This is a genomic window from Pseudidiomarina aquimaris, from assembly GCF_003987395.1.
Taxonomy (GTDB): domain Bacteria; phylum Pseudomonadota; class Gammaproteobacteria; order Enterobacterales; family Alteromonadaceae; genus Pseudidiomarina; species Pseudidiomarina aquimaris.
This window is the reverse complement of record NZ_PIPT01000009.1, coordinates 78,784-103,321: the sequence shown is the minus strand read 5'-3', so window position 1 is coordinate 103,321 and position 24,538 is coordinate 78,784. Positions and strand designations below refer to the sequence as shown.

Sequence of the window (24,538 nt, the reverse complement as noted above, 5' to 3'; positions counted from 1 at the left end):
TGATCATGATCAACGCAAATCTAGTGTTATCATCTAAGCTGAAACACAATATATAGTGTTTTGGTGACAAAATGATGCGTTTTAGTGCAGTGGACATTGTCTTTCAAGAGGTACCAGGTGAAGTGGCGCTTGCCTATACCATCACCGGTTGCCCGGTGGGCTGCAAAGGTTGTCATAGTGCGGATAGCTGGCCCGCAGAGCGTGGCATGGAGCTAACCGATGAACACTTCGAGCAACAACTGAATCGTTATCAAGGCTTGATCACCGCAGTCTTGTTTTTGGGCGGTGAATGGTACCCCGAACGCCTCGCAACACTTCTGCGTCGCGCCCAGTTATTAGGCCTACAAACCTGTTTGTACACTGGCTACGAGCAGGTCTCTGCAGCGTTAATGCAGCATTTAACTTACTTAAAAACCGGGCCGTGGCGGCCTGAATGCGGGGGCCTTGATTCGCCCTCCACCAACCAACGTTACTACGACTTACGCACCGGGGAAGTGCTCAACGCCTTGTTTTGCCCGGAGTTTATCGACATAAAAAGAAAGGAAGAACAACATGTTGCGCTTACAACCTGAACAAATTGACCACAAAATGCAGTTCATCCATGACTACCTGAAGGCCCAAAATGCCGCCGATGGTTCGAAGATGGACGCCAATGCCAACGTCACCCAAAAGAACATCGCGACGCTTGAAGCAGAGCTTATGAAAGATTTCTTCGTACAAGTGAACCGCAAGCAGGTCAGCACGAAAATAGCTGAGCTGTTTGGTCATGATTTGGCGCAAGAATACGTTCGGCAAATCGAAGACCATGAGATTTACGTACACGATGAAACCAGTCTTAAGCCCTACTGCGTGTCGGTGACCATGTACCCGTTCTTGCGCGATGGCTTAACCAAGCTCGGTGGCGAATCGCAAGCACCGAAGCACCTCGAAAGTTTTTGTGGTTGCTTCGTTAACTTTGTTTTTGCGGTGAGTTCGCAGTTTGCTGGCGCCGTAGCCACCGTCGAGTTTCTAACCTACTTCGATTATTTTGCCCGCAAAGATTACGGTGACGATTACCTCAACACCCATCGCCATCAGATCGAAAACCACCTGCAACACGTGGTGTATGCCTTAAACCAACCAGCTGCGGCCCGTGGCTACCAGAGTGTGTTCTGGAATATCTCGGTGTACGACAAGTTCTATTTCGAGAGCATGTTTGGCGACTTTGTATTCCCAGATTTCAGTAAGCCTGAGTGGAGCTCGGTCAGCGGCTTGCAAGATTTCTTTATGCAGTGGTTCAACAACGAACGTAAAAAGACCATTCTGACCTTCCCGGTGGTGACGGTAGCGATGCTAACCGAAAATGGTGCGTGTAAAGATCAGCAGTTTGCCGAAGGAGTCGCTGCTGAACTTGCGGACGGGAATTCGTTTTTTGTGTACTTATCTGACAATGCCGACTCGTTAGCGTCCTGTTGTCGACTACGCAGCGAAATTAGCGACAATACGTTTTCGTATACGTTGGGTGCAGGCGGGGTCGCCACCGGCTCCATTAACGTGATCACCATTAATATGAACCGTTTGGTACAAGATGGCCGCGACTTAGCCACTGAAGTAGACAAGATCCAGAAATATCAGGTGGCCTATCGCAAGTTGATGGAAGAGTATAAAGCGGCAGGTTTGTTGACCGTCTATGACGCCGGTTTCATTAGCCTGGATAAGCAATTCTTGACCATCGGCATTAACGGCATGGTCGAGGCTGCTGAATCACAGGGCATTGAAGCGAGTAATAACCCGGAATACGCCGCCTTTGTGCAAGAGCGGCTGAAGGTGATTTTCGATGCCAATAAAGCGGCACGCAAAGAATATGGCTACATGTTCAACACTGAATTTGTGCCAGCGGAAAACCTCGGCGTAAAAAATGCCAAATGGGATCGTGAAGATGGCTATTTCGTGCCACGTGATTGCTACAACTCCTATTTTTATGTGGTCGAAGACGAAAACTCAAATGCGCTCGACAAATTTGTATTGCATGGCTCCGAACTCATTCAGTATCTTGACGGTGGTTCTGCTCTACACCTGAATTTAGACGAGAAGCTCAATCAGGCCGGCTATCTAGCGCTACTCAATACTGCAGCACGTACCGGCTGTAATTACTTCTGCATCAATATCAAGATCACTATCTGTAACGACTGCGAGCATATCGACAAACGTACGTTACATGCGTGCTCTTCGTGTGGCTCGGCCGATATCGATTACGGCACCCGCGTGATTGGCTACTTGAAGCGGGTTTCGGCTTTCAGTTCAGGGCGTCAGAGGGAACACAACAAACGGCATTATCATCGTCAGCACCAAACTCAAGTCGATCATCCGGTGGGTGCGGCGCAGGCTGCATGGCGCCAAGCAAGTTAACGACGATCAGCAAAACTACTCACAAAGAGGGAGCTCAGCTCCCTTTTTTGTTGTATGGGGTGTGGTGTATGAAACAATTACAATAACAGGTCGAAAATCTTTGTAAGAGATACAACCTATGGTTATTGAAAGTTATAGCGACCTGATCGCCGCAGCCCAGCAGCAGCCAGAGCCACAGCGCTTGCTATTTGTATTGGCCAAAGCCGAATTACCGCAAGATGCCACGGCTAGCCAACAAGCCCGCTTTGCCGAGCAACAAGGTGGGGCTTTAGAGCCAGTACTTTGCGTTGATAAGTTGCCGGAAGAAGTGATGGACTTTGCCGTATTGGTGGATGAATCGAATCGCACCGGTATTGATTGGGACATTGCTTTCATTGCCAGCATGGAAGGTCGTGCAGGTCACCCACCGAGCAGTGACGAAGCGGAGCAGCCACTTACGCTCATGGTGAATAAAATAAAAGCCGGCAGCATTGCCGACTTTGTTACGGTGAACAAGCAGGGCGAACTTTTACAGCTGTTCGCCTAAGCCGTTACACCACCTTCGAGTAGCGAGGCATTCCTGCCTCGTTGTCGAGGTAGGCGTCAAAGCACGCACAGATACTGCGCACCCACAATCGCCCGAGCTCAGTAACTTTGAGTTCCGTGGCTGACACCTCGACCAAACCATCTTCGATAAACGGCTGAAGCTTGGTTTTCGCATTGGCAAAATACCCCCAAAAGTCATCCATGTGCCACTGCTCGCTGAACGCTTCGAGATCAAGGTTAAAGTGACAGATGACCTGCGAAATGAGGGCCGCGCGCAAACGATCATCGGCACTTAAGCTAAAGCCTTTGACCACAGGTAACTCGCCGCTTTCAATTGCTTTGTAGTAATCCGGTAAGTCTTTGGCGTTCTGCCAGAGTACACCATCGATTTGGCTAATCGACGAAGCGCCCAAGCCTAACATGCAGTCTTGCCCGGCCGTGGTATAGCCCTGGAAGTTACGCTGTAAACGACCTTGTTGCTGCGCTTGCGCAAGCTCATCTTCAACTTTGGCAAAGTGGTCCATGCCAATAAACTGGTAGCCTGCGGCGCTAAAGCGAGTAATGCCAAGTTGTAATAACTCAAGTTTAATTGGCGCTGATGGCAGCGAGCTATCAGGAATTTTTCGTTGTCCAGCAAAGCGCTGTGGCAAGTGTGCGTAGCTAAACAGTGACACACGGTCTGGTGCGAGCTCAATGACCTGATCAATCGATGCGGCGAAGCTTTTCGGTTGTTGATAGGGCAAGCCGTAAATCAAATCCAAGTTAATCGAGTCAAAGCCGAGCTCACGACTCAGTTGTACCTGATGTTTGATGAGGTCGGTGTCTTGTACGCGGTTAATGGCAATTTGCACCTTCTCATCGAAATCTTGGACACCGTAACTAACGCGATTGAAGCCTAGTTTACGCAAATGGCGTAGCTTATCGTCACTGCAACTGCGCGGGTCGATTTCAATACTTAACTCAGCATCGTCGGTAATCGTGAAATACTGGTTCAGCAACTGCCAAAGGCGTGTCAATTGTTCTTCGGTGAGGAACGTCGGAGTGCCGCCGCCTAAATGAATTTGGTTGACCACGCGGTCACCCAGCAGTGGCTGGTACATTGCCATTTCTTTAGCCAGCATATCCAGATAGCGGTCAGCCTTATGCTGGTGCCGCGTAATCACTTTGTTGCAGCCGCAGTAATAGCAAAGCTTATGGCAGAACGGTAGATGCAGATACAGACTCAGGGCTTTGGGCGCCCCCGCAAGTGTTTGCCCTACCTTAGCGCGGTCAAAGTCACTGGTTAACGCAAGCGCTGTTGGGTAAGAGGTATAGCGCGGGCCGTTAATGTTGTATTTGTCGATCAAAGCTTGATCCCATGTAACCGCAGACATAGCGAACTCCAATAAAGCGGCGAATGTGGAGCTTATTTTAAGTGATTCAGATCAAAAATTTGATACTCCTGAAGGGTTACTTCTTTGATCTAGGTCAAGGACTTTTCTGCCAACAATTCCAATTGTTGGTAAGCAAATGCCGGCATGCGTTCCTTGATTTCTATGGTGTCGAGCAGGTTCTTGAGCTGTAAGCCAAGTTCCGTGTCACCGGTGACCATTAGCTTGCGGCGAAAGAACAACGTATCGGGGTCGACTTGCTGGGTTGCCAGTTGCAGTAACACCGGCCAGCTAACGCGCATGGTCACCGCTACTTCGCTAGCGTTGGGTTGTACGCAAAGCACGTGTTGAGCGCCTTGGGGGCGACTGGTAACGACAAAGTTGAGGCCGAGATCGGTGATGGCGATAGCCACCCAACGGCCGGCAAGAAAGTCGAAGGCGCCGGCTCTGCTATCTGCCGCAAACATCCGTCGAAAGAATTGTTCAATAACCTTACAAGTCAGTCCCGCCGGTGCCACTGACACGCCTTTAGCCAGCACCCGCGGTGCCCACTCTACTACTTTGGTGATATCCATTCATTGCCTCGCATTTGCGCCACGTCAACGTCACGAAGCATTATAATTGCCATTATGAATGCATGTTCACGGTGAAGATCAATAAACCTCTTCATTGCAGGTAAAAAGTAAAGGCGAAAACATGGAATTACTCTGTCCTGCTGGCAGTATGCCAGCTTTGAAAGCAGCGCTCGAGAATGGCGCTGACGCAGTGTATGTGGGGTTTAAAGGTGAAACCAACGCGCGGCATTTCGCAGGGTTGAATCTAGACGCTGCGAGTTTACGCGACGCTGTGCGGCTCGTGCATAGTTATGGCAAAAAGATTCACGTAGCGATTAATACCTTTGCCCACGTACTTACTTGGGACCATTGGCGGCAAGCCGTCGATGATGCGGCCGCAGCTGGGGTCGATGTACTGATTGTGGCGGATATTGCAGTGCTTGCTTATGCCGCCGAGCGCTACCCCAAGTTAGAGCTGCATTTAAGCGTGCAGGCTTCGGCGACCAACGCAGCCGCCATCGACTTTTACAAGCAGTTCGGTGTAAAACGTGTGGTGCTGCCGCGCGTACTTTCCATGCAACAAGTACGCTCGTTGGCTCGTACCACAGATGTGGAGCTGGAGGTTTTCGCCTTTGGCAGCCTCTGCATTATGGCGGAAGGCCGGTGTTACCTGAGTTCTTACATGACCGGCGAGTCGCCCAACACCGCCGGCGCCTGTTCGCCCGCACAATACGTACGTTGGGATGAAACCGCCGACGGCAGGCTTGAGTCACGTTTAAACGGTATCTTGATCGATCGTTTTGCGGCCGACGAAACCGCTGGCTACCCCACACTTTGCAAAGGCCGCTTTAAAGTAGGCGATGCCACCTACCATGCCTTAGAAGAGCCCACCAGTTTGAATACTTTGGACTTACTTCCCGAGCTCTACAAAGAGGGTATCGCCAGCTTGAAAATCGAAGGGCGGCAACGCAGTCCCGCTTATGTTGCACAGATTACGCGTGTGTGGCGGCAAGCCATCGATCGCGTCATGCAAAATCCTGAGCATTTTGCTGTGCAAAGCGAATGGAATGCGGTGCTGGCAAATTTATCTGAAGGTAGCCAAACCACCTTGGGCGCCTACCACCGAAAATGGAAGTGATCATGCAGTTCTCATTTGGACCTATTTTGTACTTTTGGCCGCAACAGCAAGTTGAGCGCTTCTATCAGCAGGTGGCCGAATCTGACGTTGATTGTGTGTATTTAGGTGAAACCGTATGTAGTAAGCGGCGGGAACTTAAATTTGAAGACTATTTTCGTCTAGCACAGATGCTGCGTGAAGCGGGTAAGCAGGTTTGTTTGTCGACTATGACGCTTCTTGAAGCACCCTCAGAATTACGCGAATTGCGAAAATACTGTGACAATGGCGAGTTTATGGTCGAAGCCAATGACGTGGGCGCGATCAGCTTTTTGCACGAGAATAAGTTGCCTTTTGTCGGCGGTGCAGCGTTGCAAGTCTACAATCAGCACAGCTTGCGCAAGCTCGTGGGTATGGGGATGAAGCGCTGGGTCATTCCAGTAGAACTCTCGCGTGACTGGCTGGCTGAACTCCTCGCTGAGCCACTTATTGAGAGTGTGCGTGATTGCTTCGAAACAGAGCTGTTTGCCTTTGGCCATTTGCCTCTCGCCTGGTCTGGCCGCTGCTTTACCGCGCGTTCTGAGAACCGTGCCAAAGATCAGTGTGAGCTCTGTTGTATTAAGTATCCGCAGGGGCGAACGGTCACCAGCCAAGATGGCACCGAGGTGTTTGTGTTGAATGGTATCCAGACGCAGTCGGGCACGCGCTATAATTTGATTAACCAACTCAAGAGCATGCATGGCTTAGTGGATATGGTACGCTTAAGCCCACAAGTTCATGACAACATGACCTGGCTACGCCGCTTTAGAATGAATCAAGACGGTTTGCAGCCGTATCCGTTGGCGAGTAGTGAGAGCAATGGATACTGGTTGAAATTGGCGGGTTTGGTGCAAGTAGATGAGGCGTCCGCAACAAAAGTGGAGAATTATGAAAGCTGAAACAACCGCCCGCATTGGTATCGTCACGGTAAGTGATCGCGCCAGTGCCGGTGTTTACGATGACATTTCGGGTAAAGCGATTGAAGCGACCTTGAATGATTACTTAACCTCGTCTTGGCAAGCTTATTACCGTCTGATCCCAGACGAAAAAGATGTCATTGAGGCAACCTTACGCGAACTGGTAGACGACGAACACTGTTGTTTGGTGGTCACCACCGGCGGCACAGGGCCTGCTGAGCGCGATGTAACCCCAGAGGCCACCGAAGCCGTGTGTGATCGTATGATGCCTGGCTTTGGCGAACTCATGCGAACTGAGTCGCTGAAGTACGTACCGACCGCAATTTTATCTCGGCAAACTGCGGGCCTGCGTGGTTCGAGCCTTATTGTAAACCTCCCGGGCAAGCCGAAAGCCATTCGTCAGTGCCTTGATGCCGTGTTCCCCGCAATCCCTTATTGCATCGACCTAATGAATGGCCCCTATCTTGAGTGCGATGAAGCCGTCATCAAACCTTTTCGCCCGAAAAAATAAGGCTACAAATGCAGAAAGGGTCACTTGATGTGACCCTTTTTTATATCTGCAGTGCAGCTTGCCAGCCGACCCTTTAGCAAGGGTCAGCAGCACCTTTGCGCGAATAGAACCACCAAGTGATAACGGTACACAGCGCGTAGAAGCCGACAAAAGCATAAAGCGCTCCCGCCACGCTGCCAGTCATGGCAATTGAAGTACCGTAAGCTTTCGGAATAAAGAACCCGCCGTAGGCTGCAAAGGCTGAGATAAAGCCGATAACTGCAGCAGACTCTTTGTTACCTTCTTTGATGGCAGTGTCGGTGTCACCGTGCACACGCTTGCGTTGGTTCAAGAAAATCACCGGTACCATACGGAACGTTGAACCGTTACCGATACCTGTGGCGATGAACAACACTAAGAACGAGGCAAAGAAGCCAGTGAAATTGCCAGCGCTGTCGCCAAGAGGCAAGTAGTAAAGCACCCCGACCACACCAGCGATCATCAGTAAGAAGTTCCAGAAGGTCACCCGTGCACCGCCAAGTTTATCGGCAATCACACCACCGACAGGTCGCGAGAGAGCGCCAACAAGAGGACCTAAGAAAGCATATTTTGTTGGGTCGACTTCTGGGAACAACATGCCCGATAGCAGCGGGAAGCCTGCGGCAAAGCCGATAAAGCTACCGAACGTACCCAAGTACAAAATACACATGATCCAGTTGTGTGAGCGTTTGAAAATAACCGCTTGGTCGCTAAACGACGCTTTGGCAGAAGAAATATCGTTCATACCAAACCACGCTGCAATCGCGCCGATGGCAATCAGCGGAACCCACAAGAACGCGGCGTTCTGCAACCACAACTCGCTACCGGCATTAGCGCCGCTAACCACGGTTAACGGGTCGCCGCCAAAGGGACCAAACACGCTGCTGGCAATAACCAATGGAGCGAGCAGTTGCATGCCCGACACACCGAGGTTACCCAGACCGGCGTTCATGCCCAAGGCACCGCCTTTCTCTTTTTGCGGATAGAAGAAGCTGATGTTCGCCATTGAGCTGGAGAAGTTACCACCACCAAAGCCGCAAAGGAGCGCCAGAATCAGCATGATCATGTACGGTGTATCAGGATTCTGAATGGCAAACCCTATCCAAATACAGGGGATAAGCAACGACGCGGTCGAAATTGCGGTCCAGCGCCGACCACCAAAGATAGGTACCATGAAGCTGTAAAAAATTCGTAGTGTGGCACCGGACAGTGCTGGCAGCGCAGCGAGCCAAAAAAGCTCGTTCGATGAATAACCAAAGCCAAGCTGTGGCATTTTGACCACCAAGATACTCCAGATGGTCCACACCGCGAACGCTAAGAACAGGTTGGGAATCGAGATCCATAGGTTGCGGGTGGCAATTTTTTTACCTTTGGTTTCCCAAAAGCCTTTATCTTCTGGACGCCAATCATCAAGGGTGTAGTGGTCAGGCGTCGACAGTTCAGGTAAGTCTGTTTGTTCAGAGCCACTGCGTAACTCCATACGCTCGGCGCGACGGATAGCAAAGTGCATCCACCACAACGAACCGACAGTAATGGCGAACAACAGCATAAACACGCTTTGCCATACGCCAATCACGTCATTCAACATACCGAAGGTGAGGGGCAAGAAGAAGCCACCGAGACCACCGATCATACCAACCACACCGCCGACTGCACCGACGCTTTTCGGATAGTAGACTGGAATGTGTTTGAATACAGCGGCCTTACCCAGCGACATGAAGAAACCCAGAACAAAGGTCAGCACCACAAACATGGCAAGGGTGACTTCAAATTGGAAACGGATTTCACCGTGCACGCCCTGAACTATGTATTCAGTGGAAGGGTAACTCAATAAGAAGGTACAGACGGCTGAAGCAATAAAGGTCCAGTACATGACCCGCCGCGCGCCGTATTTATCTGATAACCAACCGCCGAGAATGCGGAACAAAGAAGCTGGAATGGTGTAGAGGGCGGCAATAATACCGGCTTCTTTGATGCTGAGGTCATACACCTCCATCAGGTAATGCGGCAGCCATAAAGCCAAAGCAACAAAAGCACCGAAGACAAAAAAGTAATACAGACTGAAACGCCAGACCCGCAATTCCGCAAGTGGCGCCATTTGTTCCCAGAAGCTTTGTTTCGGTTGCTGGCGGCGTTGCTGCGTGAGTGGGTCTTCTTTCGCCAAGACGATAAAGGCGATACCCATGATACCAATCACCGTGGCATAGACTTGTGCGGCGCCTTGCCAACCAAGAGCAACAAGCAGGAACGGTGCGCCGAAGTTGGTTACCGCCGAGCCAACGTTACCGGCACCGAAAATACCTAGCGCTGTACCTTGTTGCTTGCTTTCAAACCAAGCGGAGGTGTAAGTAACACCAACAATAAAGGCACCACCCGCAAGGCCGACCCCCAAGGCTCCGACGAGCAACATGTAGTAACTGTTAGCAAAAGTGAGCAAGTACACACACAGTGCTGTGGTCAGCATCAATACGCCGAACACCCAACGGCCGCCGAGACGGTCGGTCCAGATACCCAAGAACATGCGGCTTATGGAACCGGTGAGGATAGGTGTTGCCATGAGCAAACCAAGCTGGGTATCGGTCAGATTAAAGTCGTCTTTAATTTGAATACCAATAATGGAAAAAATGGTCCACACGGCAAAGCACAGTGTGAACGCAAAAGTTGAGAGTCCGAGCGCCCGATAGCGATCAAACTTACTCACGGTTTGTTGCGGTGTTGTCATAGCCAAGCTCCTCAAGGTACGACGGTGAAGTTAATTGCCTTCAGTCTACTTATTTCTGCGCGCTGGAGTAGCTGCCAAACGCTGGTGAAACAAGGCGTTACAGAGGTGTCTACCGCTTTAGTGGAAGGCCGAAATCGGGCGCAAAGAGGCGGAATTGTGACGTTAATTACTCCTTCTTGGGTAGCTCTGAAACGCCGTAGTTAGGTTGCAAAGTAATAAGAGGTACACCGAGGAAATCAGTGTCGAAGATGGGTGATTTTGTGCTATAAACATAGATACAAAATGCATGTTAAGGATGCGTCATGTTACAAATCACTGACCTTCAAGTAGAACAAAAAATGTGGCCGCTATTGCGCCAAGCCTTCCGTCCAATGTTTTTATTGGGTGCAACCTTTAGTGCTTTGGCGATGATGCTGTGGCTTTGGGTACTCAGTGGAACGGTACAACTACCGGTGTTTGCCGATGTGATGTTTTGGCATAGTCATGAGATGATTTTTGGCTTTGTCGCGGCGATCATCGTCGGCTTCTTACTGACAGCGGTGCAAAACTGGACTGGCTTGCGGGCAACCCATGGTCGTGCATTGGGCATACTCACCGTCGTTTGGTTACTGGGGCGAATTAGTCTGCTTTTTGGGGAGTTTTTGCCACTTTATGTGCCGATCGTTCTCGATCTTGCTTTTTTGCCTTTGGCAGCAGTGCTGTTAGCGGTGCCGCTCATTACCGTGCGTCAGCAGCGCAACTTATTCTTTGTACCCGTGCTTCTGTTGTTGGCACTGTGCAATGGCCTGATGTATTACGGACGGCTCACCGGTCGCTTCGATTTGCAGCAAGTTGGCAGTCAAAATGCGGTATTGCTGATTACCCTACTCATGGCAATTGTTGGGGGGCGGGTTATTCCTATGTTTACTGCCAACGGTACCATGACGCAAAAAGTGCAACCGATTGTCTGGCTTGACCGTTTAAGCCTTGGCAGTTTATGGCTGATTTTTGCCTTGCAAATAACTCAGCTAAGTAGCTTTATCGGCGCCCAAGTAATGGCCGCCTTGTACGGCATTGCGGCAGTCTTGTTGGCGCTGCGTTGTGCGCGGTGGAAGCTTTGGATTACCTTGAAAGTACCTTTGGTGTGGTCGCTGCATATTGCTTATTGGTTCTTACCTATCGGCTTAGCGCTCTATGCCGTGCACTATCTGAACCCGACAGTGACAGTAAGCACCGCCACTCATGCGCTAACTGCCGGCGCGATGGGCAGTATGATCTTAGCGATGCTGGCGCGGGTTTCGCTCGGCCATAGTGGCCGTCCACTGCAACCGAAAAAAGTGATGTCATTGGCATTTGTGTTAGTGATCGTCGCGGCGTTATTACGGGTCTTTGCGGCTTGGTTATGGCCGGCGTATACCTTCGATTGGTACCTTTATGCCGGCACTGCGTGGATTATCGCCTATCTGATTTATGTGCTGGTGTACTTGCCAGTGCTGACCACCCCACGGGCCGACGGACGTCCTGGCTAAGGCGAACATTCTGGGCATTGTGGATGGCGTGGTAAATTAAAGCTGCTCCATTCACCATGGAGACCATCGTAAAGCATCACTTTGTGCGAGATGGGGGCGCCGACACCTGCAAGCAACTTGAGCGTTTCCACCGCTTGTAAGGCACCCACTACCCCGACAACCGGCGCCAATATACCCGCCTCCATGCAACTCAACTGCTGCTCACCAAACAACTGACTCAAGCAAGCATAGCAAGGTCCTTCATCTTGGTGGGTAAAGACGCTCAGTTGCCCTTCATAACGAATCGCAGCGCCCATAACGTGTGGCCTTATGTGGCGCCGACAGGTCTGATTGATGAGGTTGCGGGTGGCAAGGTTGTCGCAGCAATCGACAACCACATCGTGGCTTTGCACCCACGCATCGAGGTTAGCGTCTGTTGCTTTTGCCTGCACCGCTGTAATGTTGCAGTCGGGACTGCGCTGTTGCAAATAGGCCTGTGCTGCAGTGACCTTGGGATTGCCGATGTCTGCCGCCGTGAAGAGCGTTTGCCGTGGCAGATTATGGTTGTCGACCACGTCGTGATCGACCAAGGTTAATTGGCCAATACCGCTAGCGGCTAAATACGGCGCAGCGGCGCAGCCTAAGCCACCCATACCGATAACCAGCACTTTGCTGGCAAGCAAGCGCTCTTGCCCCTGCATATCAAAGCTTGGCAGCATCACATGCCGACTGTAACGCAATAACTGCTCACGCGTGAGCTCAGGTAGGCTTGTTTCAGGATGGGTCATTGTGCGGGATCTCCTCCGGACGTAGCACCAGCCAAATCGCCACGGTCGCCATAATGGTAATCACTGCTAGTTTTACTGCAAGTGGAGCGGGACTAAAGCTCAGCATGATGGCGCTGCCTGACATCATCACGATAGCAATCACCTTCGGTCTACGTTTCACCACACCATAGCGCCGCCAGGCAATGATTTGCGGGCCGTACTTTGGATGTGCGAGCAGCTTTTCTTCGAGCTCCGGCCAGCCTTTACCCCCTGCCCAAGCGGCAACGAGAAGAAATGGCACCGTCGGCATGATCGGCAGCAACAGGCCGATCAAGCCAAGCAAAAGCGCCAAAATGGCAATGGTGCGCCAAACTAAGATACGAAGAAAAACGGTCATATTACTCCACAGTCACGTCGCTAATGTGAAACTCTTATTTGAGACCTAGTCGTTGCGCTAATTTGTGCAGGTTACTCGGATCGATTTCAAGTATACGTGCCGCTTGCGTCCATTTATAGTCAGCTTGCTGTAACGCCTGCTCGATCATTTGCTGTTGCAGCTTTTGTACCGCATCGCGCAGATTCATGCTGGTCTGGGTAAAAGCCGTGCTGTCGACTTCCGCGGCGGCATTCGGCGTATTCGGCAAATCCAACAACTCGGGGCCAATACTCACAATCGCTTGGCGGTCTGCGCCTTGGCTGAGTGCCTTAATGGCGGCGCGGCTCACGGTGTGTTCGAGTTCGCGCACATTACCAGGCCAGTCGTAACCGATGAGTGCATGCTCTGCTGCGGAACTTAAGCGCAAGGCGCGTAAACCCAAGCGCGAACGATTCAGCTCCAGAAAATGCCCGACGAGCAGCGGAATATCATCGCGTCGCTCGCGTAATGGCGGAATAGGTAATGGATACACGCTCAAGCGGTGATACAAGTCTGCCCTGAAATCGCCGCTTTTAACTTGCTGCTGTAAATCACGGTTGGTGGCCGCCACCAGACGTACATTCACTTTATGTGACTTATCGCTGCCGAGGCGCTGAATCTCGCCGTTCTGCAACACACGCAAGAGCTTGGCCTGAATCGCCGCCGGCAGTTCACCCACCTCATCTAAAAACAAGGTACCGCCATCGGCGCTATCGAATTTGCCGGCACGTTCAGCCGTCGCACCAGAGAATGCTCCTTTCGTATGACCGAATAGTTCGCTTTCTGCCAAGGATTCGGGTAAGGCAGCACAGTTTACATACACCAGAGGCTTATCACGCCGCGGCGACCAGCGGTGTAACTGCCGTGCAAATAGCTCTTTACCGACGCCCGTTTCGCCTAAAAGCAGTACTGGTAAGTCAGCACTCGCTACCACTTCTAACTCTTGCAATACCTGCTGTAAGGCTTGGCTGCGGCCAATGATTTCGGCGCTATTGCCAGCTGCTGGTGCCAGCTCGGTTTCACCATCGCGGCGGCTATTACGTAATGCCCGAATGCCCTGCTCGATTTGCCCCATGCGAATTGCTGCTTCGACGAGGAGGCTGGCGCGCTGTAGCTCGCGCATGGTATCGGCATCAAAGGTACCCGGCTCTAGTGCGTCAAGCGTCAGGGCACCCCAACACTTCCCCTCGACATAGAGTGCAATACCCATACAGTCGTGCACTGCGAGATGGCCGTCAGGGCTATCCTCAATCAGGCCATCGTAAGGGTCAGGTAAGGTGCTCTCGGGTTCAAAGCGGACCGTTTCGCGTGATGCGAGAATAGCCGCTAAACGCGGATGCTGCTCGGTAATAAAGCGTCGCCCTAATGCTTCGCGCACCAAGCCTGTGCTGGCGATCGGTCGCAGCACTTGCTGGTCTTGCTGTAATAGAACAACGGCACCGCAAGCAAAATGGCGGCGTAAAGTACTTACCAGCTTTTGCAGACGCACGACGGCTGGCAATTCAGTCACAAGGTCCGCGATTAACGTCTCAAGTAATGATGTTTCATGCATGGTAGAAAGAACCCATTTGTGCGGGATTCACCCGTATTTAGTTAGGTGAAATTTACCATGCAGACAATTAAACCGATATAAATCAAAGTAGGTAGTTTTGGCATTTAAATTGCAGATTCAGTAGCAACACAATTGACGAAACTGTAAGGATGTCACTATGTACCAAGCACTTATCGAACAATGGCAGAAAGCTTCGAGCCAAGAGTTAATTCAGCATATTTTGGCCAATTTCCACGAAAAGCATCGCCAACAAGTGCCCGAACTTATTCAGCTTGCACGCAAAGTTGAAGAAGTACACAACGATCACGAAGCCGTTCCAACGGGCCTAGCAGACCTGCTAAGCGAGATGCTCAACGAACTGGAAAGCCATATGATGAAGGAAGAACAAATTCTGTTCCCGATGTTGGCTGGCGGCATCTATCCCAGTGGGCCCATTGCCGTCATGGAAGAGGAGCATGGTGAACACGAACGCATGTTAGCGCAATTAAATACACTAACGAATAACGGTAAGGCCCCCCGCGGCGCCTGTGGTTCATGGATCATGCTGTACGAAGGTACCCAAGAGTTGATCAATGACTTGCAGCAACACATCGCTCTCGAAAACCACGTTTTGTTTCGTGAGCCACAGGTGACACCGCAACATGGTAAGGATTTTTGTTGCGGTTCCTGCCAGTAAGACTAAGCGGCTAGGGCGCGTAAGCGCTCTAGCTCAGTAATTTCCACGAGCTTGTTTTGCACTGCAAGCACACCTTCTTGTTGCAGCTGGGTCAGAATACGACTCACAGTTTCGACCGAAAGACCAAGATAGTTGCCGATATCGGCGCGAGTCATCGACAAACGGAAGGAACGACTCGACAGCCCACGTTGTTGAAAGCGAGATGATAATGTTACTAGAAAATTGGCTAACCGCTGCTGTGCGGAATGGTGGTTTAGCGTTCCTAAAAGCGTTTTGCTGGCGTGCAACTCACCGCTCATTACCCTTAAAAGCTGCTTGCGTAACCCCGGTAACTCAGCCGAGAGTTGATCGAGTGACTGAATCGGAATTTCACACAGCATGGTGGTTTCCAGAGCTTGAGTGTAACTGCGATGATTACCATCGATAAGGCCATCAAAGCCAATCACGTCGCCGGGTAGGTGAAAATCGATAATTTGCTCACTGCCTTGGCTGTCCAATGTGTAGGATTTCAACGAGCCTGAACGCACAGCATAAAGAAATTTCAGTGGTTCACCGTTGTGGATCAGTACGTCGCGCTTCTGCAACGGGCGATGCCGTTGGATAATCGTATCCAGCTTCTCCGTTTGCTCAGGGCTCAGTTGGTAGGGCAAGCATAAGGTTGCCATACTACAATTTTGACAATGGATGTGAGATGTCATCATTTTCACCACGAATCGTTGATTTACGTCAAAGTGACTGCTGAGTACAAAGTATACGCCTTCAGCGCCAAAAAAGAATGACTTCCGACGGAGTAGCCGAAAACTTCCTATTTGTAGGTAGATAACCTATAACTAGCTTTGCAGTCCTAGCTAATAATCACAATAAAAGGATAAAAGACAATGGAAACAATGGCGATCAATTACTGGGCGGTTGCAGTTGCAACCCTACTCAACCTCGTGGTGGGCGGTCTATGGTACTCTCCAATGCTGTTTGCAAAAGTCTGGCAACGCAGTGCGGGCATCACCGATGAACAGCTTAAAGCCTTCAACCCTGCCAAAGTTTTTACCATTACCCTGATTGTCTCGTGGGTGATTTGTATTAATCTTGCTTTCTTTTTAGCTTCACCTGGCACCGATTGGCAATGGGGCATGACGGCAGGCTTTCTCGCTGGCTTTGGCTGGGCGTCGATGATCTTTGTCGTTATCAGTCTTTTTGAGCAACGCTCGTTGGCTTATATGTTGGTGCATGGCGGCTATATCACTGTTTACTTCACCTTGGCCGGTTTGGTCATTGGTGCGTGGCAATGAGTGACCTAAAAACGCAACCCACATCGGCAGATGTGGGTGCTTTCCTAGCGTCGGTTGAAGACAAACAAAGGCGTGACGACTGCCGCCAAATTTGTGCATGGATGCAAGAGGCAACGGGTGATCCTCCACAAATGTGGGGTGCCAGCATTGTTGGTTTTGGCAGTTACCATTACCGCTATGCGAGTGGCCGCGAGGGCGATTGGTTTTTGACGGGTTTTGCACCAAGGGCGCAAAATATAAGTCTCTATATTATGGCTGGCTTTTCGGCGTACGAAGAGCTTATGAATCGCTTGGGCAAATATAAAACGGGTAAGTCGTGTTTATATATCAAGCGCCTTAGTGATGTCGACTCAGAGGTTTTAAAGGAACTTATCAATGAGTCGCTGGCTTATATGCGAATGACTTATGAGACAAGCTGAATCAGGCGCAGCGGCGTCGCAGCTGCGCCTCTCTAACGTTATTTTTTAATTTTTTGCTGACTTTTGCGCTTGTATGACTGCTTCTGCATCGTACACAAACTTCGGCTCAGGACGTTCGCCTTTACCGAACAACACAGTGAGTTCGACAGTAAAGTCGGCACGCTCTTCTTGTTTGATATTGACACCATCACTGCCATATTTGCGCGTGGCGGGCACGCTTCCGCACATGTCTGAAGTACAGTCCGCAATGGTATCGACATGCACCTCAGTCTGTTCATTGCGCGCTAAACGCTTGCCTGAAACATCTTTTTCGCTTACGACAAACCATTCGTAGCCTTGGGCGAGCGTAAGCTCAGCCGCGCGCAATAGTGCGTAGTCCGTTGCCTTTTGGGCGCTCGTATCACGAGACTTGTAGCTAACCCAGTACATATCTTTAGCGAGTTGCTTATCGCTGTAACCAAAGCCTTTCTCACCAGCCGGCTGATACTGCGCGGTTGAGCTAGCGCAGGCTGTTAGGAGAGCAATAACGAGAGCCATAAAACTAATTTTAATCGCTTTATACATGGTTGAACTCCACTTAATGCAACCGAGTGTTCTTCATAGTTTAGTTGATACGCCAGCAACTTGTCTTTAGTTCAGAAATTCGGTTAAAATACGCCCCGTCTTAGGGGAGTAGTCAACTCGTGCGCAACGTCGTTGTTGCGCGAGAGAATATGTCAACATAATTGAGCCCTCAATGGCTCATGGTGTATTCGTTTCGGGCCACCGAAACTGGCAAGACCTGAGGTAAAGAGCAACCGCTAACTGGCGGGGGTTGCTGTTTGCCTTGGTTTCAGGTCCCGCCGGAGTACATCATGGAAGCACTTATTACTTCAACTTTAACCGTTGCATTAGCAGAAATAGGCGACAAAACGCAACTGTTGAGTTTCTTGCTGGTCGCGCGATATCGAAAAAAGTGGCCGATCATTATCGGTATTATCGCGGCGACGCTCATCAATCACTTTATTTCGGCCTGGTTTGGTCAATGGTTTGCTGGCTGGTTACCCGAGCAATACGCCGGCATCATTATTGCGGTAAGCTTTATCGCCATTGGTCTATGGGTATTGGTGCCTGATAAGCTCGACGATGATGAAGCAAATTGTGGGACCTGTGGAGCCTTCCTCGCAACTTTTGTGTTGTTTTTTCTTGCCGAAATCGGTGATAAAACGCAAGTGGCGACGGTGGTGCTTGGTGCGCAATATGCGAGTGTCGTATGGGTGACTCTCGGCACAACCATTGGCATGTTGCTAGCAAACGTACCCGTAGTTCTTTTAGGTGAACGTATCATGCGCTATGTACCGTTGAATGTGGTGCGCGTGCTTGCGGCAGCCGTTTTCATTGTGATTGGTCTGGTAGGCTTGTGGTGGAGTTGGTAAGTGAGGCTAAACGGCCGCCAGCAAGCTTGGCGGCCGTGAACAGGTCATTTCTATTTTGGTCTTCCGCGCCCGACAAGGCCCATAACAACCGAAATAAGTAGTAGGATAATAAACACATAAAAAATGATTTTTGCGATACCTGCAGCGGCACCGGCAATACCACCGAAACCTAAAACTGCTGCGATAATGGCAACGACAAGAAATATCAGAGCCCAACGTAACATGTGTAATCTCCTTTTTACGGGTTCCCTATAAATAAAGTACAAAAATTGAATAAAATCAAATGCATGGAAAAAATATACGGGTGTAATAGTGAGAGACCAGAGCTGGCGCTGCGTGAGATTAGTTTAGCGGATGCTGAATTTATTCACGCCTTGTACACCGGCTCTGACTTTCGCCAAGGGATCGGGGATCGTGGCATAACGTCGCTGCAAGACGCTCGTCATTACATCGAGCAAAATATACGCGCAAGCTATCAAAAACACGGATTTGGGCTGTGGCTGGTAGAGCACCAAACTGTTGCGGTAGGTATTTGTGGCTTGGTGAAGCGTGACTATTTACCGGACCCTGATCTCGGCTTCGCGCTGTCGCCTGAGTATTATGGTCAAGGGCTTGCCCGTTGTGCGGCCGCCAGAACTCTTGAACTTGCGCGCGAACAGTTTCAACTGTCGACGCTATTAGCCATCACCAGTCCAACCAACCAGCGCAGTCAAAAACTTCTTCTGGCTTTGGATTTTAAACCGGTGCCAGCGGTGGTTGATCCACACACCGGCCAAACGCTCGACACCTTTGCATGGCAAGCCGAGGAATCGCAATGACACTACAGCAATATGATTGGTTATTATTCGACGCTGACGAAACGCTGTTCTCGTTTGATGCGTTTGCCGGTCTACAAAAATTATTTCAGGGCTACCACGTCGATTTTTCGCGGCAAGATTACGAACACTATCAAGCGTTAAACAAACCTTTGTGGGACGCTTATCAGGCCGGAACAATCAATGCCAAACAATTGCAACGAAAGCGTTTTGCCCACTGGGCGGCGCAGCTTGAAGTAAGCGCAGATCAACTGAATACCGGCTTTATGTCAGCTATGGCAGAAATCTGTCAGCCGCTTGAGGGGGCGCGCTCATTGCTCGAAAGTGCGCGCCAGTCAGCAAAAGTCGGCATCGTGACGAACGGCTTTACTGAGTTGCAAGAGGCCCGTTTACAGCAAACGGGACTGCGTGACTTGGTCGATTTAGTGGTGATTTCTGAACAAGTGGGCGTCGCCAAACCGGCGCCTGAAATCTTTACCTATGCGCTGAAAGAAATGCAGCAGCCGCAACGTGAACGGGTGTTGATGACAGGCGATAATCCACACTCGGATATTGTTGGCGCACAACGCAGTGGCTTACATGCCTGTTGGCTTAATCATCACGGCGAAGCATTTCCGCTAACTCAGCCACCGCATTATGAAGTGCGCTCCTTACCTGAGTTACAGCAACTATTGCTGAGTTCAGAGAAGTGATTGCGCCTGCTTGACGAGCCAACGGAAAAGGCGCAGTTGACTCGGGACATAAAATAAATATTCCGGATGCCACTGTACGCCAATGATCGGTCGTTGATCGGTGCTCTCAATTGCCTGCGGTATCTCATCGAGATCGTGTGCGATGATACGTAAGCCGTCCCCCACGTCATGCACCGCTTGGTGATGCAAGCTATTGACCCGCAATTTTCGCTTTTTTACAACTTCCGCTAGATTCGCATCGCCACGAACAAACACCTGTTTGGTTGGCAGCAGACCCGGCCGATTATAAGTGTGTTCGCGCAGGTGGCGAATGTCGTCATAGAGATTGCCGCCGTGCACCACATTGATTAGCTGTGCGCCGCGGCAAATACCCAACATAGGCAGCTTGTCGCGCAAGGCCTTTTTTATCCATCGCGTCTCTAAGTCATCGCGCTCAGGATCATATTTAACCTTGCCCTCAAGCGTACCACCGTAATGCTCTGGAGAGATATCGCTGCCGCCCCCAATGATCAAGCCTTGCAGCGGCAAACCAGAAGGCCGGTGGTGGACACTGATGCGCTCTACCTCAGCACCGCAGAGCCACAGTGCCAAGCGGGTACTCCACCAGCTCGGGGACCATTTTTTGCCGGCACCAGTAACGCCTATGCGAGGTTTTCTTTGAGCCATTTTGATACGTACTCTATCCAATCTTTCCGAGCTACTCCGAGCATGGGGCGATGTGCGGCAAGAAACTTTCCAGCTAACTCTTGAAGCGCTTTGGGTCGATTAGCCAAGCGTTCGATTACACAATAAGTATTCCATTCATCTGCCAGCGACCAGTCTGCGACATCGATACGACAATTCGGGAGACGATAATGCAACGTAGGTCTTGCTTTGAGCTTTTTATCGTCGATGACCTTCTTTACCCGCTCGGCATCAAGTTCACAGAATAGCGGCAACATATCGAGTGCGCGGTTACGCGAGGGATTGAACTCCAAATAATCGTCAATCAGAGTGGCTAGCGTTGGTGAGTCCATTTGCAATAACTTGCAAACATAGCTTTCGCTGTACAAATCGATATAAGGACTCAACTTGCGGGTGGTATTCACATGATGCTGTTCTACGAGCCACCACTGTAATAGCGCAAAGCTCTGCATATATGCGAGGACAGTCGCTGCGTCTAGATTGGGCAGTTCTGGGTTAATGTGTGTACCGTAAGCTGCGATCATGGACTCGTCGGTGCCGAGTGCGCCGGCGCCGCGCAACGCTTCGACAATATCATTTAGCACATCGAGCTCATCAAGGGCGATGGGAGGGCAGATAACTTCGACCGGCACGACCAAAGCTGCAGCGTTACTTAAGGAGTCGAGCCAAGCCTCTTTATTAGCTTGCGCACCGCGCTCTTCCGCTAACCGTTGTAAGAAATCCCAATCGATCTCTACCTTAAACGAGCCCAACGAGGCATCCACTTGCCAGTTTGCCGGTGACTTGGCAAAAGGTGAGCCGGACACCGCGCGCGCGACACATTCCGCAGCACTTGCGACATCAAGAGCAGAAAACTCTAGCTCAAAGCCGACTTGTCGGGTCGCCCCTGATTCTGCGTTTTGCTGTTGTGGCGGTTGTTCAAATGTTTGCATAGCTTCACGTTAAAGCATCTGACTCATTTTACAACGTTTAACGCTAAACTTTCGGCGCAAGCGTGGGCGCTCGCCCACGCCCATTGAAAATTGTACCCGCCCAGCCAGCCGGTCACATCGACGACTTCGCCAATAAAAAAGAGCCCCGGCTGCAACTTGCTTTGCATAGTCTTTGAGCTCAATTCATCGGTATCCACGCCGCCAAGCGTAACTTCGGCGGTACGATAACCCTCAGTGCCATTCGGTTTGACTTGCCAGTGGTGGAGCTGTTGGGCCACCTCGGCTAACAAAGCGTTACTGCAATCCGCGAGCTTACGTTCAGGCCATTGCTGTTGGTCAGCGAATAATTGCGCAAAGCGCTTCGGAAACCACGACTGTAACGCGGTGTGGAGGCTTTGCTTGGGCTTTTGCTGGCGCAACTGCTGCAGCTCTTGCATGGCATCGTGACCCGGTAGTAGATCTACGCTAAAGGTTTCACCGGGGTGCCAATAGGAGGAAAGCTGCAACATGGAGGGGCCGCTTAGGCCGCGATGTGTAAACAACATAGCCTCTTTGAAGCTAGCGCGCTCATTGCTAGCGACCACATCGAGTGAGAGTCCTGAAAGTTCGCCAAACGCTTGCTTGGTTTCGTCATGCAGGGTGAAGGGAACAAGGCCAGCACGCACCGGTAAAATACGGTGACCAAACTGTTCCGCTAGCTGATAACCAAATGGCGTGGCGCCTAGCTTTGGCATGGACAGGCCGCCGCAGGCCACAACGAGTTTTGGTGCAACGAAGGCTCCGTGTTCAGTGTTAATATTGAACACCTCGCCGTCATGGCTGACGTCTTGTATCTCGGTACGTAATTTCACCTTTGCGCCATACTGGTCGCACTCATCTAGCAGCATGCGCACGATGTCTTTCGCACTGTTGTCACAGAACAGTTGGCCTAAGGTTTTTTCGTGATAGGCGATGCCGTGCTTTTCTACCAGGGCAATAAAGTCCCATTGAGTGTAGCGACTGAGTGCGGACTTACAGAAATGCGGGTTAGCGCTGAGGTAATTCTCTGGGCTGGCGTACATATTGGTGAAATTACAGCGCCCCCCTCCTGAAATGAGGATCTTTTTACCCGCTTGTTTGGCATGGTCAATTACCAGCACTTGCAAACCGCGGGCGGCCGCTTGCCATGCGCAGTGCAGGCCTGCGGCACCGGCACCGATAATAACGACGTCATACTGCTGGCACTGACTCATATTGTCGTGCCTTGGGTCACGTAGATATCGAACCTGTGCTTCTTGCTAATCACTTGGTGGCTTGGCTTTTGTTGCGCAAGAAAATCTGCGTGTTGCGGGCGCTTGACCACCACCCGTTTGCGGGCAATGCGCAGCGCAGGGGCGAGTAGTTCATCGGCATCAAGATCACTCCCCACCAATTGCTGAAACATCTGCATGTCTTTTTTGACGGCCGCTTTTTGTTTGCGCTCGCCTTTGGGATACATCGGATCCAAGTAAACCACGTCAAAACTGTCGTCGGCAAAGGCCTGTAGAGACTGGGTTGGCGCAAGCTCGAGTCTTTCTTGATAGTCAGGATGTTCGTTATAGAGGCGTTGCAAGGCATCCACCAAGAGTTCGTGCACCATGGGCTGGCGTTCATTGAGTGTGACACGCGCACCAAGTTGTACCAGTACCCATGCGTCGCGCGCCAAGCCAGCGGTGGCATCTAAGATAGTGAAAGGCTGCTCACTCGTCGCCTTAGTAAGGAGGCAGGCCCGAGCGATGGCTTCATCTTTGCGATTGGCTTGCTGGCCACGAAACGCTTGTTTGCCACTTAAGAAATCAATGACGAGCGGTGTCATTTCAGGGTGATCACGCCAGCTTAATCCAAGCCCTTGTGGCGTTTGCTTAAGCTGAAAGGCTTCCGTGATGGTCACGAACGACGCTCCATATCAACATGCGGAATGTCGTCTTCAAGATATTCTGCACTGATCTCAGTGAAGCCAAAATCTTGATAAAACTTGCGCAAATAAACCTGTGCCCCGAGGCGAATAGGGGTATGTGGCGCTTGCTCTTCGCACCAAGTGATGGCTCTGCGCATAAGTTCGCGGCCGAGGCCTTGGCGGCGTACGGTACCTGCGCTGATAACGCGACCAATGCGGCTATGGGGTGCCTGTTCAGTGGGTAAGAACAGGCGCGCATAGGCAACGATGGCACCATCTTCAGAGCGCGCATACAAATGATAGGCTTGGTCGTCAGCCCCATCCGCATCCAGATAGGGGCAGGTCTGCTCAACAACGAACACCGCTTGACGTAATTGCAGTATTTCGTAAAGCTCAACAGTGGTGAGCTCAGCAAAGGATTTGGTAAACCAACTTAATGGTGCAGTCATGGCGCAACCTTACGTTTAACCTGTGCCAATGAAATGACGTTGCTCGCGGCAAGATTAGGTGTATAGAGTGCGAGTAATTCGGCGACTTTCGTGCGACCGTCGGCCTTCGGACTGATAAAGCGAGATACCTGCAAGCTTTGGAGGTCAGCATCGGCATAGAGGAGGCGTGTCAGATCCGTGTCATGGTTGCTGATCAATACTGGAATCTTGCGCTTATGAGCGGCATGCGCAGCGCGACGTGCGAGCTCATGCTGCTGATCCAAGCTAAAGCCCGTGGTCGCGTAGCTGGTGAAGTTCGCCGTGGCACTCAAGGGGGCGTAAGGCGGATCGCAGTAGATAACGTCGCCTTTACGCGCGCGTCGAAACACCTTCTCGAAACTCATACAGGTAAAAGTCGCCCGTTGGGCTTTCTCAGCAAAGATTTCTATCTCCGCTTGTGGGAAATAGGGCTTGCGGTATTGCCCGAACGGCACATTAAAGCCACCGGACTGATTGTAGCGACAGAGGCCGTTATAGCCGTGACGGTTCAAGTACAGAAACAATAACGCGCGTTCGTACGCATCGTTACTGTCGTTAAAGTTTTGCCGAAGCGCGTAATAAGCTTCTGTCGAATTGGTCTGTGCGGTGAACAATTTCCGCGCATCGGTAATGAAGGTCTGTGGTCGACGTTTGATGAACTTAAAAAGTGCGATCAAGTCAGGGTTCACATCGTTCAAAACATAGCTTGGGTAATCGGTATTTAAAAATACCGAGCCAGCACCCACAAAGGGTTCAACAAGCTTGTTTCCAGCAGGAAGGAGTGCCGTGATAGGTTCTACGAGATTGTATTTGCCGCCCGCCCACTTTAAAAAGGCGCGATGTTTCTTCTTCACGGTT

Annotated in this window: 28 protein-coding genes and 1 riboswitch; of the genes, 13 read left to right on the top strand and 15 right to left on the bottom strand. The window is 50.9% G+C overall.

Annotated features, from left to right (window positions below):
- The first annotated feature begins 71 nt into the window (after nucleotides 1-71).
- From nrdG to CWE21_RS11535, 3 genes are all read left to right on the top strand, one after another.
- A complete protein-coding gene (gene nrdG, locus CWE21_RS11545) occupies nucleotides 72-572 on the top strand; it encodes an anaerobic ribonucleoside-triphosphate reductase activating protein (protein ID WP_126834604.1) in 501 nt (166 codons plus the stop codon).
- Complete coding sequence (gene nrdD, locus CWE21_RS11540; protein ID WP_126834603.1) at nucleotides 553-2,388, top strand: anaerobic ribonucleoside-triphosphate reductase; 1,836 nt, start codon at nucleotides 553-555, stop codon at nucleotides 2,386-2,388. Before nrdG ends, nrdD begins: the two co-directional genes overlap by 20 nt.
- Before the next feature lie 118 nt (nucleotides 2,389-2,506).
- Nucleotides 2,507-2,914, top strand: a complete 408-nt coding sequence (locus tag CWE21_RS11535; protein WP_126834602.1) for a ribonucleotide reductase subunit alpha — start codon at nucleotides 2,507-2,509, stop codon at nucleotides 2,912-2,914.
- Between the two features lie 4 nt (nucleotides 2,915-2,918).
- Here the strand turns inward: CWE21_RS11535 and hemN are convergent, their stop codons facing one another.
- Together hemN and ubiT are read right to left on the bottom strand one after the other, a co-directional pair.
- On the bottom strand, nucleotides 2,919-4,286 hold the full coding sequence (hemN, locus tag CWE21_RS11530; protein ID WP_126834601.1) for an oxygen-independent coproporphyrinogen III oxidase: 1,368 nt from the start codon (nucleotides 4,284-4,286) through the stop codon (nucleotides 2,919-2,921).
- A gap of 89 nt (nucleotides 4,287-4,375) precedes the next feature.
- Nucleotides 4,376-4,858, bottom strand: a complete 483-nt coding sequence (gene ubiT / locus CWE21_RS11525; RefSeq protein WP_126834600.1) for a ubiquinone anaerobic biosynthesis accessory factor UbiT — start codon at nucleotides 4,856-4,858, stop codon at nucleotides 4,376-4,378.
- A 121-nt stretch (nucleotides 4,859-4,979) separates the two neighbouring features.
- Here ubiT and ubiU point away from each other — a divergent pair, with 121 nt between their 5' ends.
- The 3 genes from ubiU to mog are packed head-to-tail and all read left to right on the top strand — an operon-like array spanning nucleotide 4,980 to nucleotide 7,418.
- Nucleotides 4,980-5,975: a ubiquinone anaerobic biosynthesis protein UbiU gene (ubiU, locus tag CWE21_RS11520; RefSeq protein WP_126834599.1), complete on the top strand. Its 996-nt coding sequence runs from the start codon at nucleotides 4,980-4,982 to the stop codon at nucleotides 5,973-5,975.
- Nucleotides 5,976-5,977: 2 nt separating this feature from the next.
- On the top strand, nucleotides 5,978-6,889 hold the full coding sequence (locus CWE21_RS11515) for a U32 family peptidase (RefSeq protein ID WP_126834598.1): 912 nt from the start codon (nucleotides 5,978-5,980) through the stop codon (nucleotides 6,887-6,889).
- Nucleotides 6,879-7,418 (top strand): molybdopterin adenylyltransferase, encoded by a 540-nt coding sequence (gene mog / locus CWE21_RS11510; protein ID WP_126834597.1) that lies wholly within the window; start codon nucleotides 6,879-6,881, stop codon nucleotides 7,416-7,418. The genes CWE21_RS11515 and mog overlap by 11 nt, the downstream gene beginning before the upstream one ends.
- Before the next feature lie 73 nt (nucleotides 7,419-7,491).
- Here the strand turns inward: mog and CWE21_RS11505 are convergent, their stop codons facing one another.
- The gene (locus CWE21_RS11505) at nucleotides 7,492-10,158 is read right to left on the bottom strand and encodes a nitrate/nitrite transporter (protein WP_126834596.1); all 2,667 of its coding nucleotides are present in this window, start codon (nucleotides 10,156-10,158) and stop codon (nucleotides 7,492-7,494) included.
- A gap of 302 nt (nucleotides 10,159-10,460) precedes the next feature.
- On the opposite strand from CWE21_RS11505, the gene CWE21_RS11500 reads away from it, so the two are divergent.
- Nucleotides 10,461-11,666: an NnrS family protein gene (locus CWE21_RS11500; protein ID WP_126834595.1), complete on the top strand. Its 1,206-nt coding sequence runs from the start codon at nucleotides 10,461-10,463 to the stop codon at nucleotides 11,664-11,666.
- On the opposite strand, the gene CWE21_RS11495 is transcribed toward CWE21_RS11500, so the two are convergent.
- From CWE21_RS11495 to norR, 3 genes are read right to left on the bottom strand one after another with little or no spacing between them, the layout of a single operon-like run.
- Complete coding sequence (locus tag CWE21_RS11495) at nucleotides 11,663-12,433, bottom strand: HesA/MoeB/ThiF family protein (RefSeq protein ID WP_126834594.1); 771 nt, start codon at nucleotides 12,431-12,433, stop codon at nucleotides 11,663-11,665. The two genes, CWE21_RS11500 and CWE21_RS11495, sit on opposite strands and share 4 nt — an antisense overlap.
- The gene (locus CWE21_RS11490; protein ID WP_126834593.1) at nucleotides 12,420-12,809 is read right to left on the bottom strand and encodes a YbaN family protein; all 390 of its coding nucleotides are present in this window, start codon (nucleotides 12,807-12,809) and stop codon (nucleotides 12,420-12,422) included. Before CWE21_RS11490 ends, CWE21_RS11495 begins: the two co-directional genes overlap by 14 nt.
- A 34-nt stretch (nucleotides 12,810-12,843) precedes the next feature.
- Nucleotides 12,844-14,379, bottom strand: a complete 1,536-nt coding sequence (gene norR / locus CWE21_RS11485; protein WP_126834592.1) for a nitric oxide reductase transcriptional regulator NorR — start codon at nucleotides 14,377-14,379, stop codon at nucleotides 12,844-12,846.
- Between the two features lie 157 nt (nucleotides 14,380-14,536).
- On the opposite strand from norR, the gene CWE21_RS11480 reads away from it, so the two are divergent.
- Nucleotides 14,537-15,055, top strand: a complete 519-nt coding sequence (locus tag CWE21_RS11480; protein ID WP_126834591.1) for a hemerythrin domain-containing protein — start codon at nucleotides 14,537-14,539, stop codon at nucleotides 15,053-15,055.
- 2 nt (nucleotides 15,056-15,057) lie between these two features.
- Here the strand turns inward: CWE21_RS11480 and fnr are convergent, their stop codons facing one another.
- Nucleotides 15,058-15,753 carry a fumarate/nitrate reduction transcriptional regulator Fnr gene (gene fnr, locus CWE21_RS11475; RefSeq protein ID WP_126834659.1) on the bottom strand — a complete coding sequence of 232 codons (696 nt, stop codon included), beginning with the start codon at nucleotides 15,751-15,753 and terminating at the stop codon, nucleotides 15,058-15,060.
- A 180-nt stretch (nucleotides 15,754-15,933) separates the two neighbouring features.
- Between fnr and CWE21_RS11470 the strand changes: the two genes are divergently transcribed.
- Together CWE21_RS11470 and CWE21_RS11465 are read left to right on the top strand one after the other, a co-directional pair.
- Nucleotides 15,934-16,341, top strand: coding sequence for a DUF1761 domain-containing protein (locus CWE21_RS11470; RefSeq protein ID WP_126834590.1), 408 nt, complete (start codon nucleotides 15,934-15,936; stop codon nucleotides 16,339-16,341).
- Nucleotides 16,338-16,760, top strand: coding sequence for a DUF1801 domain-containing protein (locus CWE21_RS11465; RefSeq protein ID WP_126834589.1), 423 nt, complete (start codon nucleotides 16,338-16,340; stop codon nucleotides 16,758-16,760). The genes CWE21_RS11470 and CWE21_RS11465 overlap by 4 nt, the downstream gene beginning before the upstream one ends.
- 45 nt (nucleotides 16,761-16,805) lie before the next feature.
- Here CWE21_RS11465 and CWE21_RS11460 read toward each other — a convergent pair whose 3' ends face one another.
- Nucleotides 16,806-17,324 (bottom strand): CC0125/CC1285 family lipoprotein, encoded by a 519-nt coding sequence (locus CWE21_RS11460; protein ID WP_126834588.1) that lies wholly within the window; start codon nucleotides 17,322-17,324, stop codon nucleotides 16,806-16,808.
- Nucleotides 17,325-17,415: 91 nt separating this feature from the next.
- Nucleotides 17,416-17,609, top strand: a riboswitch (yybP-ykoY riboswitch).
- Between the two features lie 5 nt (nucleotides 17,610-17,614).
- On the opposite strand from CWE21_RS11460, the gene CWE21_RS11455 reads away from it, so the two are divergent.
- Nucleotides 17,615-18,175 carry a TMEM165/GDT1 family protein gene (locus CWE21_RS11455; RefSeq protein ID WP_126834587.1) on the top strand — a complete coding sequence of 187 codons (561 nt, stop codon included), beginning with the start codon at nucleotides 17,615-17,617 and terminating at the stop codon, nucleotides 18,173-18,175.
- A 50-nt stretch (nucleotides 18,176-18,225) separates the two neighbouring features.
- On the opposite strand, the gene CWE21_RS11450 is transcribed toward CWE21_RS11455, so the two are convergent.
- On the bottom strand, nucleotides 18,226-18,399 hold the full coding sequence (locus CWE21_RS11450) for a DUF1328 domain-containing protein (RefSeq protein ID WP_126834586.1): 174 nt from the start codon (nucleotides 18,397-18,399) through the stop codon (nucleotides 18,226-18,228).
- Nucleotides 18,400-18,462: 63 nt separating this feature from the next.
- On the opposite strand from CWE21_RS11450, the gene CWE21_RS11445 reads away from it, so the two are divergent.
- Together CWE21_RS11445 and yjjG are read left to right on the top strand one after the other, a co-directional pair.
- Entirely contained in the window at nucleotides 18,463-18,993 is a 531-nt protein-coding gene (locus CWE21_RS11445; protein WP_126834585.1) for a GNAT family N-acetyltransferase, read from the top strand.
- Complete coding sequence (gene yjjG / locus CWE21_RS11440) at nucleotides 18,990-19,682, top strand: pyrimidine 5'-nucleotidase (RefSeq protein ID WP_126834584.1); 693 nt, start codon at nucleotides 18,990-18,992, stop codon at nucleotides 19,680-19,682. Before CWE21_RS11445 ends, yjjG begins: the two co-directional genes overlap by 4 nt.
- Here yjjG and CWE21_RS11435 read toward each other — a convergent pair.
- Genes CWE21_RS11435 through CWE21_RS11410 form a run of 6 tightly spaced genes read right to left on the bottom strand, consistent with a single transcriptional unit; the run spans nucleotide 19,671 to nucleotide 24,534 of the window.
- Entirely contained in the window at nucleotides 19,671-20,273 is a 603-nt protein-coding gene (locus tag CWE21_RS11435; RefSeq protein ID WP_241970290.1) for a gamma-glutamyl-gamma-aminobutyrate hydrolase family protein, read from the bottom strand. The genes yjjG and CWE21_RS11435 overlap by 12 nt on opposite strands.
- 50 nt (nucleotides 20,274-20,323) lie before the next feature.
- Complete coding sequence (locus tag CWE21_RS11430; RefSeq protein ID WP_126834582.1) at nucleotides 20,324-21,298, bottom strand: amidoligase family protein; 975 nt, start codon at nucleotides 21,296-21,298, stop codon at nucleotides 20,324-20,326.
- Nucleotides 21,299-21,321: 23 nt separating this feature from the next.
- On the bottom strand, nucleotides 21,322-22,530 hold the full coding sequence (locus CWE21_RS11425) for a BaiN/RdsA family NAD(P)/FAD-dependent oxidoreductase (RefSeq protein WP_126834581.1): 1,209 nt from the start codon (nucleotides 22,528-22,530) through the stop codon (nucleotides 21,322-21,324).
- The gene (locus CWE21_RS11420; protein ID WP_241970289.1) at nucleotides 22,527-23,207 is read right to left on the bottom strand and encodes a class I SAM-dependent methyltransferase; all 681 of its coding nucleotides are present in this window, start codon (nucleotides 23,205-23,207) and stop codon (nucleotides 22,527-22,529) included. The genes CWE21_RS11425 and CWE21_RS11420 overlap by 4 nt, the downstream gene beginning before the upstream one ends.
- Nucleotides 23,204-23,662 carry a GNAT family N-acetyltransferase gene (locus CWE21_RS11415; protein ID WP_126834580.1) on the bottom strand — a complete coding sequence of 153 codons (459 nt, stop codon included), beginning with the start codon at nucleotides 23,660-23,662 and terminating at the stop codon, nucleotides 23,204-23,206. Before CWE21_RS11415 ends, CWE21_RS11420 begins: the two co-directional genes overlap by 4 nt.
- Nucleotides 23,659-24,534, bottom strand: a complete 876-nt coding sequence (locus tag CWE21_RS11410; RefSeq protein WP_126834579.1) for a Dam family site-specific DNA-(adenine-N6)-methyltransferase — start codon at nucleotides 24,532-24,534, stop codon at nucleotides 23,659-23,661. The genes CWE21_RS11415 and CWE21_RS11410 overlap by 4 nt, the downstream gene beginning before the upstream one ends.
- Between the last annotated feature and the right edge of the window lie 4 nt (nucleotides 24,535-24,538).

Excerpts from the sequence above, each read along its gene's own strand:
- nrdG (WP_126834604.1), top strand. The coding sequence starts at position 72 with ATGATGCGTTTTAGTGCAGTGGACATTGTCTTTCAAGAGGTACCAGGT.
- nrdD (WP_126834603.1), top strand. The coding sequence starts at position 553 with ATGTTGCGCTTACAACCTGAACAAATTGACCACAAAATGCAGTTCATC.
- CWE21_RS11535 (WP_126834602.1), top strand. The coding sequence starts at position 2,507 with ATGGTTATTGAAAGTTATAGCGACCTGATCGCCGCAGCCCAGCAGCAG.
- hemN (WP_126834601.1), bottom strand. The coding sequence starts at position 4,286 with ATGTCTGCGGTTACATGGGATCAAGCTTTGATCGACAAATACAACATT.
- ubiT (WP_126834600.1), bottom strand. The coding sequence starts at position 4,858 with ATGGATATCACCAAAGTAGTAGAGTGGGCACCGCGGGTGCTGGCTAAA.
- ubiU (WP_126834599.1), top strand. The coding sequence starts at position 4,980 with ATGGAATTACTCTGTCCTGCTGGCAGTATGCCAGCTTTGAAAGCAGCG.
- CWE21_RS11515 (WP_126834598.1), top strand. The coding sequence starts at position 5,978 with ATGCAGTTCTCATTTGGACCTATTTTGTACTTTTGGCCGCAACAGCAA.
- mog (WP_126834597.1), top strand. The coding sequence starts at position 6,879 with ATGAAAGCTGAAACAACCGCCCGCATTGGTATCGTCACGGTAAGTGAT.
- CWE21_RS11505 (WP_126834596.1), bottom strand. The coding sequence starts at position 10,158 with ATGACAACACCGCAACAAACCGTGAGTAAGTTTGATCGCTATCGGGCG.
- CWE21_RS11500 (WP_126834595.1), top strand. The coding sequence starts at position 10,461 with ATGTTACAAATCACTGACCTTCAAGTAGAACAAAAAATGTGGCCGCTA.
- CWE21_RS11495 (WP_126834594.1), bottom strand. The coding sequence starts at position 12,433 with ATGACCCATCCTGAAACAAGCCTACCTGAGCTCACGCGTGAGCAGTTA.
- CWE21_RS11490 (WP_126834593.1), bottom strand. The coding sequence starts at position 12,809 with ATGACCGTTTTTCTTCGTATCTTAGTTTGGCGCACCATTGCCATTTTG.
- norR (WP_126834592.1), bottom strand. The coding sequence starts at position 14,379 with ATGCATGAAACATCATTACTTGAGACGTTAATCGCGGACCTTGTGACT.
- CWE21_RS11480 (WP_126834591.1), top strand. The coding sequence starts at position 14,537 with ATGTACCAAGCACTTATCGAACAATGGCAGAAAGCTTCGAGCCAAGAG.
- fnr (WP_126834659.1), bottom strand. The coding sequence starts at position 15,753 with ATGACATCTCACATCCATTGTCAAAATTGTAGTATGGCAACCTTATGC.
- CWE21_RS11470 (WP_126834590.1), top strand. The coding sequence starts at position 15,934 with ATGGAAACAATGGCGATCAATTACTGGGCGGTTGCAGTTGCAACCCTA.
- CWE21_RS11465 (WP_126834589.1), top strand. The coding sequence starts at position 16,338 with ATGAGTGACCTAAAAACGCAACCCACATCGGCAGATGTGGGTGCTTTC.
- CWE21_RS11460 (WP_126834588.1), bottom strand. The coding sequence starts at position 17,324 with ATGTATAAAGCGATTAAAATTAGTTTTATGGCTCTCGTTATTGCTCTC.
- CWE21_RS11455 (WP_126834587.1), top strand. The coding sequence starts at position 17,615 with ATGGAAGCACTTATTACTTCAACTTTAACCGTTGCATTAGCAGAAATA.
- CWE21_RS11450 (WP_126834586.1), bottom strand. The coding sequence starts at position 18,399 with ATGTTACGTTGGGCTCTGATATTTCTTGTCGTTGCCATTATCGCAGCA.
- CWE21_RS11445 (WP_126834585.1), top strand. The coding sequence starts at position 18,463 with ATGGAAAAAATATACGGGTGTAATAGTGAGAGACCAGAGCTGGCGCTG.
- yjjG (WP_126834584.1), top strand. The coding sequence starts at position 18,990 with ATGACACTACAGCAATATGATTGGTTATTATTCGACGCTGACGAAACG.
- CWE21_RS11430 (WP_126834582.1), bottom strand. The coding sequence starts at position 21,298 with ATGCAAACATTTGAACAACCGCCACAACAGCAAAACGCAGAATCAGGG.
- CWE21_RS11425 (WP_126834581.1), bottom strand. The coding sequence starts at position 22,530 with ATGAGTCAGTGCCAGCAGTATGACGTCGTTATTATCGGTGCCGGTGCC.
- CWE21_RS11415 (WP_126834580.1), bottom strand. The coding sequence starts at position 23,662 with ATGACTGCACCATTAAGTTGGTTTACCAAATCCTTTGCTGAGCTCACC.